Origin of the sequence: Cobetia sp. UCD-24C (assembly GCF_001306765.1) — a bacterium.
Lineage (GTDB): Bacteria > Pseudomonadota > Gammaproteobacteria > Pseudomonadales > Halomonadaceae > Cobetia > Cobetia amphilecti.
Map to the genome: position 1 here is coordinate 228,056 of NZ_LJTD01000003.1, position 13,364 is coordinate 241,419.

Consider the following 13,364-nt stretch of genomic DNA (forward strand, 5'->3'; position numbering starts at 1 on the left):
CAGGCAGGCCGCCTGGGCCATGAGGCCTTGCAGCGCTGACGTCATCAGCCCGAGTCGTCGGTCGTCGGGGCCAGGCCCCATCCTCACAGGGAGTACTGCCATGAGTAAATCCAACAACAGGAAGGCGGATGCCGGCAAGGCGCATTCGAAGGCCAGGGATGCCAAGCGCAAGGACGCCAAGGGCAAGGCCAGCAAGAAGCACGCCACTGGCGATGCCCCGCGCATGACGCTGGGGCCGGTCTCCAGTGACGCCTACCCCTACGACGAGCGCCTCAAGCGCAAGGTCTATGAGGCCGAGAAGCGCGCGCTGCAGATCGAGCTGCTCAAGGTGCAGCATTGGCTGCGCGACAGTGGCGGACGCCTGGCCATCGTGTTCGAGGGGCGTGACGCCGCCGGCAAGGGCGGCACCATCAAGCGCTTCATGGAGTATCTCAATCCGCGTTTCGCGCGCATCGTCGCCCTCGACAAGCCCAACGAGACGGAAAAGGGCCAGTGGTATTTCCAGCGCTATGTCTCGCGCTTCCCCACCAGTGGCGAAATCGTGCTGTTCGATCGCAGCTGGTACAACCGCGCGGGGGTCGAGGCGGTGATGGGCTTCGCCACCCCGGAGGAAGTCGAACGCTTTCTGGTGCAGGTGCCCCAGCAGGAGCGCCTGTGGGTCGAGGATGGCCTGCACCTGGTCAAGCTGTACTTCTCGGTGTCCCGCGAGGAGCAATCGATCCGCTTCGCCAAGCGCGCCGCCGACCCGCTGACCCACTGGAAGCTGTCACCGATGGACGCCGTGGCGCAGAAGAAATGGGATGAGTACACCGATGCCGCCGAGGCGATGTTCGCACGTACGCACAGCGATCATGCGCCCTGGACGCTGATCCGCTCCGACGACAAGCGCCGGGCCCGTATCGGCGCGCTGCGCCATGTGCTCAGTCAGCTCGACTACCCCGGCAAGGACAAGAAGATGATCGGCACCCCGGACCCGCTGATCGTGGTGGATGCCGATCGCCTCATCCTGCCCGACGACTGACGATCGAGTGGCGGGCGGTGTGCTGACGGCGCGGCTCGCTCAGGTCGATTGTGACAGCTCAGCCGGCGCCTTCTGCAGCTGCTGCAGGCCGAGTCCGGCCAGAATCAGCACCAGCCCCGCCAGCGTCGAGGTGAGGATCGGCTCGCCGACGATGAAGTGCAGAAGCGTCAATGAGATGGGCGGCGACAGGAAGATCAGGTTGGAGACCTTGGCGGTGCGCGACACCTTGTGCACCGCCAGCTGCCAGAGCACGAAGGCAATGCCCATCTCGCACAGGCCGACATAGATGCCCGCCGTCAGCGCCTGGGGATTGGCGCTCTCACCGATGAAGTTGCCAAAGCCCGGCCCGAAGGCCACCAGCAGCGTCAGCACCGGCAAGGCGATGCTGAAATTCTGCCACTGGGCGACCAGTGGCGCGCGCGGGTCACGCGCATTGAGCAACCAGTAGAGCGCCCACAGCAGGGTCGAGCCCAGCGCCAGCCCGACGCCCAGCGGGTCGGCGAAGGCGACATTGAACACCTCGCCACGCGTGGCGATGGTCCACACACCGGCGTAGGCGATCAGCCCCGCCGCGACGTCGATGCGCGTCAGGCGCTGCGCGAGAATCGGCACGGCGAGAAAGGCCATCGCCAGCGCCCAGGTGTAATTGAGCGCCATCGCCTCCTGGCCCGGCAGCCGCGCGTAGGCGCCGAACAGCACCAGATAGTAGCCGACCGGATTCATCAGTCCGGCCCAGAGTGCCGTACGCCAGCCGCCCCGCCAGCCAGTGGTGAGCGCTTCGCGCAGCTTGCCCTGACGCCACATCAGCACGCCGATCAACAGCCACGACACCAGTGCCGCCAGCCATACCAGCTCCAGCGGCGACATCTGCTCAAGCGCCAGCTTGAAGGCGGTCGCCACCGTCGACCACAAGGCCACGGCACCCAGACCGTAGAGCATGGCTTCCCTATCCTGACTCATGGCATCCTTCCTCGCATTTCGGGTATCGCAATCCTGGCGATGAGTGTCATGGCGATGGCAGCGACAATGCCCACGGCCTGACATTCGAGCATCGCGTGCCCTGCCCGCTGCTGCAAGCCGCGCCACCAAAAAGGAATTTCGTGAATGACTGATGCCACTGATCCGCAAGCCGCGCCGACACCTGCGCCCCCTGCGGGAGATGCCCCGACCACGGCACTGGTCAGCGCCTATCGCCTGGATGGCAAGGGCGGCGCCAGCCTGCTCGATGACGACAGCCTGCGCGAGCAATGGCAGGACCCCGAAGCGCTGATCTGGATGCATCTCGATTACACCCGCGGCGACGTCAATGACTACCTGGACGATCTTGCCCAGCTGGATGAGCCGAGCATCGAGGCCCTGACCGAGCTGGATACCCGCCCGCGCGTGGCGCGCTTCGGCGGCGGCATGGTCACCACGCTGCGCGGCATCAACCTCAATCCCGGCGCCGCGCCGGAAGACCTGCTGTCACTGCGCCTGTGGATGAGCCCGACCCGCCTGATCACCCTGCGCCGCCGGCCGTTCCAGTCGATCACTCAGGTGCGTGAGCAACTGGAAGCCGGCCAGGGCGCGGAAAGCATCTCCTGGCTGCTGGCGATGCTCAGCGATGCGCTGGTCGATCGCGTGGCGGAGCTCAGCCATCGCCTCGATGAGCAGCTCGCCATCATCGAGGAAGACCAGCTCAATGATGTCGAGATCGACCCGGATGACATTACCCGCCTGCGGCGCCCCCTGATCACCCTGCGACGCTTCATGGGGCCGCAGCGCGACTGTCTGGCACAGCTCTCCCAGGGGCCATTGTGGATCGATGAACAGGCGCGCTTGGACCTGCGCGAGATCGCCAACCAGCTGTCGCGCTACGTGGAGGATTTCCAGGCCATGCAGGAACGCGCGCTGATCATCCATGAGCAACGCATGAGCGAGCACAACGAGCAGCTCAACCAGCGCATGTATCTGCTGTCGGTCATCACCGCCGTCTTCCTGCCGCTGGGCTTTCTCACCGGCCTGCTGGGGGTCAACGTCGGCGGTATACCGGGCAGCGACAGCCAGTGGGGCTTCGCTGCCTTCGTCGGCATCACGCTGGGCGTGGTCGCGATGCAGATGTGGCTGCTCAAGCGCAAGAAGTGGTGGTGAGCGCGCCCATGGCGTAGCGGAGCTGCTTGCAAGCGCTGCTTACGAGCCCTGCTCACGACTGGCGCGGTCGATATGGCCCAGATCGCGCTCAGGATCGAGCACATCACGCACGCGCTGCTTGAGGTCACGACTGTCGGGGAAGCCGCCGTCGCGCTTGCGCTCCCACAGTACCAGCCACTCCGAATCTGGAGTGGCCTGGCACAGCACCTCGAAATGGCCGCCGTGACTCGGCGCCAAGGCCACCTCACCGAGGTCTTCTCCGAAGGTGGACAGCAGTTCCTGTGCATACCAGGCCGCACGCAACAGCCAGTTGCAGCCGGTGCAGTAGTGAATCCGGACTTTCAGCGTGGATGCCTGATCCATGGTGGTGCCTACTCCAATCAATGATGTAATGATCACTTCACTGCACTGTCGCGCAATGGTCAACACCAAAAACCTACACACAAACTGTACATAAACTATACTCGGCGCAGTCATTCCTTCAGTGACGTCGCACTGCGATCGATCCTTCTTCAACCGGCGGCACGGGCGTGATCTGCATCACGACTTCCCGTACACGACGCCGATAGCGGAGCCCTGGCCACATGTCACCCCTGTCTTCCTCTACCGAGGCCTCCTCTCCGTCAGACGCTCAAGACCGCGAGACTGAGCGGGAGTCTGCAGACAAAGCCCACGAGAGGCCGTCGGGCAGCGGTCAGAGTCGCTTCTTCGAGCGCATGACCGGCGATGAAGATTCGCGCATGTGCAAGGACATCTCCGAGGATGCCTGCCACCAGCAACCCGGCAATTTCTGGCGTCACCTGCTGGCCTCGCTGGGCACCAAGCTGGCCGACGAGATGGCCAGTGCGCGGCTGGTGCTGCCGTGGCTATTGGGGTTGATCGGGGCGCCGGTGTGGATGGTGGGGCTGCTGGTGCCGATTCGCGAGGCGGGCGCCCTGCTGCCTCAGCTGCTGGTGGCAGGCTTCATTCGCCCACTGCCGCAACGCAAGTGGGTGTGGGTCGCCGGGGCCTCCATCCAGGCCTTGATGGCACTGGGGCTGGTGATGATCAGCCTGCTTGCCGAGGGCAACTTCGCCACGCGTCACGGACTCGATGGCACCCTCGCGGGCAGTCTGGTACTGATCCTGTTGATCCTGCTGTCGCTCGGGCGCGGGGTGGCCTCCATCGCCACCAAGGATGTGCTGGGCAAGACCATCGCCAAGAAGCGCCGCGGGCGCCTGATGGGCTGGAGTGGCAGTGTGGCGGGGGCGATGACCCTGCTGGCTGGTGTCGCCTTGATGCTGCTGGGCGAGCAGCCCGGGCAGCAGGTGCTGGCGATACTGATGGCCATCGCGGCGCTGGGCTGGACACTCAATGCCCTGTGCGCCGCCATGATCCGCGAGGACAGCGGTGCCACCAGCGGCGGTGCCAATGCCTGGGAGACAGTGCGTGACGGGGTCATCCAGCTCAAGCATGACGCTGCCTTCCGCAACTTCAATCTGGCGCGCGCCCTGCTGCTCTCAAGCGCGCTGGCACTGCCGTATATCGCCTTGCTCGGCCAGCAGCAGAGCGGTGAGAGCCTGGGCGGACTGGGCGTGCTGGTGGTGGTGTCAGGACTGGCCGGCATGCTGGCCAGCCCCATCTGGGGCAGGCTGGCCGATGCCTCCAGCCGCCGCGTGATGCGCAACGCAGGGGCCGGCGCCGCCGTCTGCTGCGCCCTGGCCGGCAGCATGGCCTGGTGGCCACAGGCACTGGCCGACAACATCTGGAGCTACGCACTGGTCTACGGGCTGCTGGTGATCGCCCACGCCGGTATCCGCCTGGGACGCAAGACCTACGTGGTCGATCTCGCCACCTCTGACAATCGCGCCCTCTACGTCGCGCTCTCCAACACCCTGACCGGCGTGCTGATGCTGGTACTGGGGCTATTGATCGGCGGGCTCGCCCAGTGGCTGGGCAGTGAATGGTTGCTGATGATTCTGGCGGTCGTCGCGGCCTGTGCCGCGCTCTGCGCGCAGCGCCTGCCGGAGGTGGAGGACGACTGAACATCCGGGGCAGGCATGACGGCCCCCCTGTTACTCCCCTTTCTCCCCTTTCTCCCCCTTCTCTATCTGATCGACTCTCACGCTGACAGGGCCTGACAACGATGTCGGGCCCTGTCACATTAGCGGCTGCGATTGCATAAGCCGCGTCTCCCCGCCATAGTGAAACCGATCATGGTGCTGGAATGTCCGGGCACACGGACAGGCACCCTATACCCGTACTCTCGGGCTCGGTCTTCATGGCCGGGTTCTTAAGCCGCAAGGATCAGAGTCAGATGAAAAGACCCCACATGATCAGCCCCGAGCTGCTCGAGAGAGTCGTGAATGCCTCGGACGATGGCATCGTGGTGGCGGAACAGGAAGGCGATGAGAATATCCTGATCTACGTGAATCAGGGCTTCGAGCGCCTCACCGGTTACAGCGCCGACGAGATTCTCTACCGCGATTGCCGCTTCCTGCAGAATGATGACCGCGATCAGCCGCAGCTGGACAACATCCGTGCCGCGCTGCGCGACAAGCGCCCGTGCCGCGAGATACTGCGCAACTATCGCAAGGATGGCAGCCTGTTCTGGAATGAACTTTCCATGACACCGGTCTTCGATGAGCATGACAACCTGCAGTATTTCGTTGGCGTCCAGAAGGATGTCACCGGCCTGATGACCGCCAAGGAAGAGCTGGAACGCCTGCGCGCGGAGCACCCCAGCGAGTCCAACTGATCGCCAGACGCTAAAGATCAGGCGCCGCATTGCGCCAGCAACGACAACGCCCACCCCACCGGTGGGCGTTGTCGTTGCTGGTCTCTCGCCTTTGGCAGTTGGCGAAAGCCCTGCCGGGCTGAGCGAAAGGCTTGTCATCCTCGTCAACGGGCGGTATATAGCCAGAGAGCCTTCGGCGCATCGCCGCTGGCGGTGCCCGGTGTCACAGGCCAGTCCAGGCGCTGGATATCGGGCAGGTCGTTCCAAGATCGTGAGGTCCGCCCATGGCCCGTGAACAATTCCTCGATGATATCGATGCCACGGCACTCGCCGAAGACAGCCCCACCGATGTGGACTTCGAGCTGTCATCCTCCAGCGCACCTGCCAAGCCACAACGCAATGACTCCCGCCAACGTCTTGAAGCTCTGCTTGAGGAGCGCGCCCTGGCTCGCTCCATCCGCGAAGGCTGGGACGATGAAGCCGACGACGATGATCTGATCGACGCCAGCGACTGGGGCGAAGAAGAGTAAGCTCTCCTTCAGCGGCGTGCAGGGGAAGGGATACCAGGGAACGGACAGGCCATGGAAGGGGTCGACGTCAGGACAGGGAATGTCATGCAGTGAGTCGCCGCGCTCGCCTGGCACAGGCTGCCCGGCTGGCCAAGCGTGACGCCGGGCACTATCATCTGCGCGTCATTCCATTCTCCAACCAAATTGGGATTCCATGGCGCAATACGTCTATACCATGAACCGGGTGGGCAAGGTCGTTCCCCCGAAGCGCGAGATTCTCAAGGACATCTCGCTGTCCTTCTTCCCGGGTGCCAAGATCGGTGTGCTCGGTCTCAACGGCTCGGGCAAGTCCTCGCTGCTGCGCATCATGGCCGGCGTCGATCAGGACTACAACGGCGAAGCACGTCCCATGCCGGGTCTGAATGTCGGCTACCTCCCCCAGGAGCCGGAACTGGATGATTCCAAGAACGTGCGCGAGTGCGTGGAAGAATCCCTGGCCCACATCAAGAACGCCCAGACCGAACTTGATGAAGTCTATGCCGCCTACGCCGAGCCGGACGCCGATTTCGACGCCCTCGCCGCGCGTCAGGCCAAGCTGGAAGACCTGATCCAGGCCTCCGACGCCCACAACCTCGAGCGCAAGCTGGAAGTGGCCGCCGAAGCACTGCGCCTGCCGCCGTGGGATGCCAATGTCGGCGTGCTGTCCGGTGGTGAGCGCCGCCGTGTCGCACTGTGCCGTCTGCTGCTCTCGAGCCCGGACATGCTGCTGCTGGACGAGCCGACCAACCACCTGGACGCCGAATCCGTCGCCTGGCTGGAACGCTTCCTGCACGACTACTCCGGCACCGTGGTCGCCATCACCCACGACCGCTACTTCCTCGACAACGTCGCCGGCTGGATTCTCGAGCTGGACCGTGGCCAGGGCATTCCCTTCGAAGGCAACTATTCCTCGTGGCTCGAGCAGAAGGACGCTCGCCTGCAGCAGGAAGCCAAGCAGGAAGCCTCGCGCAACAAGGCCATCCAGCAGGAGCTCGAGTGGGTTCGTCAGAATCCCAAGGGCCGTCAGGCCAAGAGCAAGGCGCGTCTCAATCGCTTCGAGGAAATGCAGTCCGGCGATTTCCAGAAGCGCAACGAGACCAACGAGATCTACATTCCGCCGGGACCGCGCCTGGGCGACAAGGTCATCGAGCTGCACAACGTCACCAAGCGTTTCGACGACAAGCTGCTGTTCGATGATCTGTCCTTCACCATCCCCCAGGGGGCCATCGTCGGTATCGTCGGCGGCAACGGTGCGGGCAAGTCCACGCTGTTCAAGCTGGTGACCGGCAAGGACACTCCGGACAGCGGCGAAGTCGTGCTGGGCGAGACCGTCAAGGTCGCCTACGTCGAGCAGCTGCGTGATGGCCTGGAAGACAATCAGACCGTCTGGGAAGCTGTCTCCGGCGGTCAGGACATGCTCAACATCAATGGCCATGAAGTCTCGTCGCGCGCCTATGTCGGCCGCTTCAACTTCAAGGGCACTGACCAGCAGAAGCGTCTGTCTGATCTGTCCGGTGGTGAGCGTGGCCGTCTGCAGCTGGCCCAGACCCTGAAGCAGGCTGCCAACGTGCTGCTGCTGGATGAGCCGTCCAACGACCTGGACATCGAGACCCTGCGTGCACTGGAAGAGGCCCTGCTGGCCTTCCCGGGCTGCGCGATGGTCATCTCGCACGACCGCTGGTTCCTGGATCGCATCGCGACCCACATCCTCGCCTACGAGGGTGACTCCAACGTGGTGTTCTTCGAAGGCAGCTATACCGAGTACGAAGCGGACTATCACGCGCGTGTCGGCAACGATGCTCCCAAGCGCATGAAGTACAAGCGTATCGACGCCTGATGAGCCGGCGGGGTCAGCCACGCTGATCGGCGCAAGCTGCAAGACGCCCTCACCGGTCCCCCGGTGGGGGCGTCTTGCCATCGGGCCCTGCTTTCCGTTCCAGCCTGTCCGTTCCAGTTCGTCCTCTCTGTCTACCCTGTTCGGTTCTGCCCGCTCTGTCCGCCTTGTTCAGCACTACTGTTCTGCTGCTTTCCTCCCCTCCTCACCCCCTGAACCCTCCTGCCAGCACGTCATGCTGACTTGCAGTGCTCGGCGCGAGCCGTCATAACAGGAGCTTGCCAATCCATCCGTTCGGGAATCGTCTATGAATCGCTGGCTACAGCAACCCCTCATGTGGCTGCGAACCTGGACCACCAGCATCGCCTATCTCCCCAGCATGCTGGCCATGGTCTATACCCTGCTGGGACTGATCTCGGTGATGCCCTCCGGGCTGCCGGACCCTTCCTCGCTGCCGAATAGCGACTTTTTCGAAGCACTGACCTTCAAGCAACATGACACCCCACGCACCTTGCTGGCGGCGCTGGTCGGCGGCCTGATCTCGCTGATGGTCTTCAGTTTCACCATGGTGATGAGCGTGCTCACCCAGGCCGGCGCGCAGTTCTCCCACAAGCTGCTGCTGGGTCTGGTGACCGAACGTCATCACCAGCTGGTACTCGGCCACTACCTGGGCAGCCTGCTGTTCCTGCTGGTCAACCTGATGGTGCCCAATACGGGAGACTCCCCGACCCTGTGGCGTTCGCTGGCGGTCTATCTCGGCGTGCTGATGATGGTCAATTGCCTGGGGATGTTCGTCTACTTCATCCATCAGGTCTCGCAGTCGGTGCAGATCAATGCCGTCGCGCGGCGCCTGTCCGGCCGCACCCGCCTCTCGCTGGAGCGCCTGCGTCAGCGCAATCGGGACGATGGCTTCTGCGAGCGCGAGGTCGGCCGTGACGACGACCAGTGCCAGCTACTGCGGGCACGCCGGCGCGGCTACATCCAGCAGGTCGACTTCTCGGCGCTGCGCCAGCTGGCCATCAAGCATGACATGGTGGTGCATCTGGATTTCGCGCTGGGCGCCTTCATCGTCAGCGGCATGCCCTTGATGCGCATCGAGTGGCCCAACGGCCTGCCAGAGGGCGCGACGGCGGGGGAAGAACTCGATGAAGAGCAGCAGGCCGAGTTGATCAAGAACCTGCGTGCCGCGCTTGGCTATCTGGATGGGGAGTCCGTCGAGGACCTGCACGAGCACGGCCTGACCCAGCTGATGGAAGTCGCCATCAAGGCGCTGTCGCCCGGCATCAATGACCCCGGTACGGCACGGCTGTGCATGCACCAGCTGACGGAGCTGCTCAGCGAGCGCATGTCAGTGCCGCTGTGCAATTGTTGCGTGGATGATCACAAGGCCGTTCGCGTCAGCTGGCAGATGGAGTCCTTCGCAAGCCTCCTCTACCGCTCCATCACGCCGATTCTGCATTATGGCCGTGATGACCTCTCGATCTGTCTGGCCCTGCTGGAGCTGTTGAAGACCCTGTCTCTGATGGGCGCGCAGTACGGCCATCTGGTGCTGCTGCAACAGCATGCCGACAAGGTGGTAGAGGCGATTCTCGCCCAGGCCGAATTCGAGGTGGATCGTCGTTTCATCGAACACGGCCTGCAGGCCGGTCACCATCGTCTGAACCTGCCCAGCCCTCAGTGGTGAAAAGGCCAGCGCCTGAACGCAAGACGCCCGCGACGGTCGATTACCGTCGCGGGCGTTGCTGTCTCTGACTCGTACTATTTCTGAGCCGTACTGTCTGTGAGCCGTACTATCTCTGAGCCGTCTATCCGATCACGTGACGGCTTGCGGCCTGTTGCCGTCAGTCTGACCCGTGGCAGGAAGTCAGAGCCTCACGGCTTGCGGCGGCTCTTGAAGAAGGACACCAGGAACAGCACCAGGAAGATCACGAACAGGACCTTGGCGATGGTCGCTGCGGTGCCGGCGATGCCGCCGAAGCCCAGTACGGCGGCAATGACAGCGACGATCAGAAAGATGATTGCGTAGTTGAGCATGTCAATTCCTTATGTCATGTGAGAATTGTCGCGGCGGAGTCAGCCCCTGACGGATGACGCCTCAGGCGCACTCCAGAGTGCTGAAAGCGGCGATCAGGAGGCGTGTCAGCCACCTGACTCGTTATTGCCAAGATGGTAATAAACTAAAGCTTTGTCAACATAATGTCGCACTTCAGTAAAAGAATTTGCCTCAACCCTTGTGATGGGTTGAAAGCCTGCTCCGTCATCCGCACGTCTTGTCATAGGCACACGATAAGCGGCACTCGGTTGACCGCACGCATGCAGCTCGGGCAGGTGATGTTGCTTGTCGGGTGCCGCTTTACACAGCAAAGACCCCCGTTCGGCGAGATGCCGAACGGGGGTCTTTGCTGTGTGCATCACTCGCGTCATCCCCCTGACAGCGGCGGATGATCGATGCCAGGGGTGACGGTCTACAGCGCGGCGATCAAGGCCTCGGCGTAGGCGACGAGATCGGGCTCGCTCATCACCTCGACGCGGTTCAATCCACTGTCGAGACTCGCCGGCTGACCGTGGCGAACCAGCAAGGTACGTGGATAGCCCGCACCACCGATGCGCTCACTCAGCTGTGCATGAGCATCGCTGAGATAGACCCCACGGGTCTGCTGCACGCACAGGGTCACCAGTGGCAGACCGCCACGGGCAAGCGCCGCCTCGAAGGCAGGCAATGCCGGACGCTGACGCTCGGTGCAATCCGGGCACCATTCCGCGACCTGATTGAGCACGAAGGTATCGCCAGCGGCCAACCGCGCTTCCACCTCGGCCAGGGTGACGTGAGAAGAGATGTCGTTGCTCATGGTTCACCTCAGTACAGGGACGGATCGGTTTTCTCGGGACGTGTCTTGAAGCGACGGTGCAGCCACAGATACTGCTCGGGATGCTTGCGGATCGCCCCTTCGATGAAGGCGTTGATGCGCGTGGCATCGGCGACGTCATCGCCACTCGGGAAGTTGTCCAGCGCCGGCAGATACTCCAGCGTATAGGTACGATTGTCCGGATTGCGGTGGAACATCAAGGGCATCACCGGCGCGCCCGTCATGCGGGCGATCTTGGCCGTCAGCTTGATGGAGGCGGCATCGATGCCGAAGAACGGCGCGAACACGCTGACCTCGCGGCCGAAGTCCTGATCCGGTGAATACCACACGCCATGGCCGCTCTTGATGCGACGCACCACGCCCCGCAGGTCGTGACGATCGATGGCGATCCCGAAGATGCGATTGCGCGCACGGGTCATGAAGCGCTCGAACAGCGGGTTGTCGTGGGGGCGATAGACGACATCGGCCGGGAAGAACAGCGAGTGCAGTGCGCCGCCCAGATCCAGGGTCGAGAAGTGGATGCCCACGATGAGCGCCCCCTTGCCCTGGGCCATGGCGCGCTCCATGTGCTCCTGCCCCTTGAAGGTCACGCGATCACGCATGTGCTCAGGATCACGACACCAGCCGGTGGCCGTCTCGAAGATACCGATGCCGTTGGCGTGGAAGGTCTTGCGTACCTGACGCGCGCGCTCCGCCTCGCTCCACTCGGGAAAGCACAGCTTGAGGTTGGTGTCGGTGATATGACGACGACGCTTGCCGAAGCGCCACGCCAGCTCACCAAGGCCACGCCCCAGCCACAACTTGGCGCACCAGGGCAGATAGGCCGAAGCCTTCATGGCACCGATGCCCAGCCAGGTCAGCCAGTAGCGGGGGTGTGCAAAACTCTCGGGATAGCTCTTCTTGGCCATGACTCTCTCGTTCGACGGGCAACGGCGGCCATTGTAGACCGCGCGAGCCTTGCCGTCAGGTCAGGCGTGCGTATCCAGCGGCTGAGCGCTGGCCAACTGCGCGACACCCTTGTCGTCCGCCACACTGCCAACGCCGCCATGATAGTGTCTGGGCACGCGCGGCAGCAGCCCCGTGAGCAGTGTATAGCTGATGGTGTCGCAGCTGGCGGCGACGCGATTGACCTCAAGCCCCTCACCCCACAGCACCACACGAGAACCGACACCCGCCTCGGGCAGGTCCGTGATATCCACCGTCAGCATGTCCATCGACACCTTGCCGGCCAGCACCGTTTCCTGACCATCCACCAGCACTGGCGTGCCATCCACGGCGTGACGGTCATAGCCATCACCATAACCGCAGGCGACGACACCGATACGCGTCGGACGCGTCGCCACGAAGCGCCCCGAGTACCCTACCGGCTCACCGATGGCGATCTCACGCACGGCGATGATGGCCGAAGACAGCGTCATCACCGGCTTCAGACGCCGACTGGCATCATTGGCGCCTTCCAGCGGGTCTGCCCCGTAGAGCATGATTCCCGGGCGGTTCCAGGCCGCATGCGTCTCTGGCCAGGCAAGCGTCGCCGGTGAGTTGGCCAGACACAGCGGCAGCTCTGCCTCGGCCGCCAAGGCTGTCACCGCCGCCATCTGCTGCTGGAAGTAGTCTGGTGTCAGGCTGTCAGCACTCGCGAAGTGCGTCATCAGGTGCAGATCACGCGCCTTGCCACTGGCCTCGAGGCGCGTCTTGGCGTCCAGCACCTGCTCGGACGTGAAGCCGAGACGATGCATCCCCGAGTCGAACTTGATCCAGCAGGACAAGGGCTGCGCAAGCTCACTCTGTTCGAGGGCCGCCAACTGCCATTCGCTGTGGATGGCGCACCAGAAGTCATGCTCGGCCGCCAAGGCGTACTCCGCGGCCTCGAACACTCCTTCAAGCAGCACGACCGGATGAGAGATGCCGCCCGCCCGCAGCGCCAGCGCCTCCTCTATCGTGGCCACCGCAAAGGCGGGGGCGAGATCCGCCAGTGCCTGCGCGCACGCCACCGCACCATGCCCGTAGGCGTCCGCCTTGATCACGGCAAGGGCGCGCGAATGCGGCGCCAGCTCGCAGGCCAGCTGATAGTTGTGACGCAGTGCATCGAGATCAATATCAGCGCGCAGTGGGCGGGACATGAAGGGACTCCAGGGTGATCGGTGAAAATGACAGACAGCAGAGCAAGCCCCTCAATTATTTTCCATCATCGCCGTCAGGTCACGCTGAAAACCACCAAACTTTCCCCAAATCACCGATAGAAACCACT

Annotated in this window: 13 protein-coding genes; 7 read left to right on the top strand and 6 right to left on the bottom strand. The window is 63.4% G+C overall.

Features of this window, described 5'->3' with window-relative positions; translation table 11 throughout:
• Window positions 1-100 precede the first annotated feature (100 nt).
• Window positions 101-1,021 (top strand): polyphosphate kinase 2, encoded by a 921-nt coding sequence (gene ppk2 / locus AOG28_RS05170; RefSeq protein ID WP_054555548.1) that lies wholly within the window; start codon window positions 101-103, stop codon window positions 1,019-1,021.
• Between the two features lie 39 nt (window positions 1,022-1,060).
• On the opposite strand, the gene AOG28_RS05175 is transcribed toward ppk2, so the two are convergent.
• Complete coding sequence (locus AOG28_RS05175; protein ID WP_054555549.1) at window positions 1,061-1,981, bottom strand: DMT family transporter; 921 nt, start codon at window positions 1,979-1,981, stop codon at window positions 1,061-1,063.
• A 144-nt stretch (window positions 1,982-2,125) separates the two neighbouring features.
• On the opposite strand from AOG28_RS05175, the gene AOG28_RS05180 reads away from it, so the two are divergent.
• Window positions 2,126-3,151, top strand: a complete 1,026-nt coding sequence (locus AOG28_RS05180) for a zinc transporter ZntB (RefSeq protein ID WP_054555550.1) — start codon at window positions 2,126-2,128, stop codon at window positions 3,149-3,151.
• Between the two features lie 39 nt (window positions 3,152-3,190).
• Here AOG28_RS05180 and AOG28_RS05185 read toward each other — a convergent pair whose 3' ends face one another.
• Window positions 3,191-3,514 carry a SelT/SelW/SelH family protein gene (locus AOG28_RS05185; protein ID WP_054555551.1) on the bottom strand — a complete coding sequence of 108 codons (324 nt, stop codon included), beginning with the start codon at window positions 3,512-3,514 and terminating at the stop codon, window positions 3,191-3,193.
• A 353-nt stretch (window positions 3,515-3,867) separates the two neighbouring features.
• On the opposite strand from AOG28_RS05185, the gene AOG28_RS05190 reads away from it, so the two are divergent.
• The 5 genes from AOG28_RS05190 to AOG28_RS05210 all read left to right on the top strand — a co-directional run bounded on the left by AOG28_RS05190 (window position 3,868) and on the right by AOG28_RS05210 (window position 9,933).
• Window positions 3,868-5,175, top strand: a complete 1,308-nt coding sequence (locus AOG28_RS05190) for an MFS transporter (protein WP_054555552.1) — start codon at window positions 3,868-3,870, stop codon at window positions 5,173-5,175.
• A 272-nt stretch (window positions 5,176-5,447) separates the two neighbouring features.
• Entirely contained in the window at window positions 5,448-5,888 is a 441-nt protein-coding gene (locus AOG28_RS05195) for a PAS sensor domain-containing protein (RefSeq protein ID WP_043331389.1), read from the top strand.
• Window positions 5,889-6,151: 263 nt separating this feature from the next.
• Window positions 6,152-6,397, top strand: a complete 246-nt coding sequence (locus AOG28_RS05200) for a PA3496 family putative envelope integrity protein (RefSeq protein WP_054555553.1) — start codon at window positions 6,152-6,154, stop codon at window positions 6,395-6,397.
• 193 nt (window positions 6,398-6,590) lie between these two features.
• Complete coding sequence (gene ettA, locus AOG28_RS05205) at window positions 6,591-8,252, top strand: energy-dependent translational throttle protein EttA (RefSeq protein WP_043331392.1); 1,662 nt, start codon at window positions 6,591-6,593, stop codon at window positions 8,250-8,252.
• Window positions 8,253-8,583: 331 nt separating this feature from the next.
• Window positions 8,584-9,933 carry a DUF2254 domain-containing protein gene (locus AOG28_RS05210; RefSeq protein ID WP_160317851.1) on the top strand — a complete coding sequence of 450 codons (1,350 nt, stop codon included), beginning with the start codon at window positions 8,584-8,586 and terminating at the stop codon, window positions 9,931-9,933.
• A 188-nt stretch (window positions 9,934-10,121) separates the two neighbouring features.
• On the opposite strand, the gene AOG28_RS17615 is transcribed toward AOG28_RS05210, so the two are convergent.
• From AOG28_RS17615 to alr, 4 genes are all read right to left on the bottom strand, one after another.
• Window positions 10,122-10,283, bottom strand: coding sequence for a DUF1328 domain-containing protein (locus AOG28_RS17615; RefSeq protein WP_043331394.1), 162 nt, complete (start codon window positions 10,281-10,283; stop codon window positions 10,122-10,124).
• Between the two features lie 431 nt (window positions 10,284-10,714).
• Complete coding sequence (locus tag AOG28_RS05215) at window positions 10,715-11,098, bottom strand: TlpA family protein disulfide reductase (protein WP_043331395.1); 384 nt, start codon at window positions 11,096-11,098, stop codon at window positions 10,715-10,717.
• 8 nt (window positions 11,099-11,106) lie between these two features.
• Entirely contained in the window at window positions 11,107-12,024 is a 918-nt protein-coding gene (gene lpxL, locus AOG28_RS05220; protein ID WP_054555555.1) for an LpxL/LpxP family Kdo(2)-lipid IV(A) lauroyl/palmitoleoyl acyltransferase, read from the bottom strand.
• A gap of 60 nt (window positions 12,025-12,084) precedes the next feature.
• Window positions 12,085-13,236 (bottom strand): alanine racemase, encoded by a 1,152-nt coding sequence (alr, locus tag AOG28_RS05225; protein ID WP_054555556.1) that lies wholly within the window; start codon window positions 13,234-13,236, stop codon window positions 12,085-12,087.
• Window positions 13,237-13,364: the final 128 nt, after the last annotated feature.

Excerpts from the sequence above, each read along its gene's own strand:
- AOG28_RS05190 (WP_054555552.1), top strand. The coding sequence starts at position 3,868 with ATGACCGGCGATGAAGATTCGCGCATGTGCAAGGACATCTCCGAGGAT.
- lpxL (WP_054555555.1), bottom strand. The coding sequence starts at position 12,024 with ATGGCCAAGAAGAGCTATCCCGAGAGTTTTGCACACCCCCGCTACTGG.
- AOG28_RS05175 (WP_054555549.1), bottom strand. The coding sequence starts at position 1,981 with ATGAGTCAGGATAGGGAAGCCATGCTCTACGGTCTGGGTGCCGTGGCC.
- alr (WP_054555556.1), bottom strand. The coding sequence starts at position 13,236 with ATGTCCCGCCCACTGCGCGCTGATATTGATCTCGATGCACTGCGTCAC.
- AOG28_RS17615 (WP_043331394.1), bottom strand. The coding sequence starts at position 10,283 with ATGCTCAACTACGCAATCATCTTTCTGATCGTCGCTGTCATTGCCGCC.
- AOG28_RS05195 (WP_043331389.1), top strand. The coding sequence starts at position 5,448 with ATGAAAAGACCCCACATGATCAGCCCCGAGCTGCTCGAGAGAGTCGTG.
- AOG28_RS05180 (WP_054555550.1), top strand. The coding sequence starts at position 2,126 with ATGACTGATGCCACTGATCCGCAAGCCGCGCCGACACCTGCGCCCCCT.
- ppk2 (WP_054555548.1), top strand. The coding sequence starts at position 101 with ATGAGTAAATCCAACAACAGGAAGGCGGATGCCGGCAAGGCGCATTCG.
- AOG28_RS05215 (WP_043331395.1), bottom strand. The coding sequence starts at position 11,098 with ATGAGCAACGACATCTCTTCTCACGTCACCCTGGCCGAGGTGGAAGCG.
- AOG28_RS05210 (WP_160317851.1), top strand. The coding sequence starts at position 8,584 with ATGTGGCTGCGAACCTGGACCACCAGCATCGCCTATCTCCCCAGCATG.
- AOG28_RS05200 (WP_054555553.1), top strand. The coding sequence starts at position 6,152 with ATGGCCCGTGAACAATTCCTCGATGATATCGATGCCACGGCACTCGCC.
- AOG28_RS05185 (WP_054555551.1), bottom strand. The coding sequence starts at position 3,514 with ATGGATCAGGCATCCACGCTGAAAGTCCGGATTCACTACTGCACCGGC.
- ettA (WP_043331392.1), top strand. The coding sequence starts at position 6,591 with ATGGCGCAATACGTCTATACCATGAACCGGGTGGGCAAGGTCGTTCCC.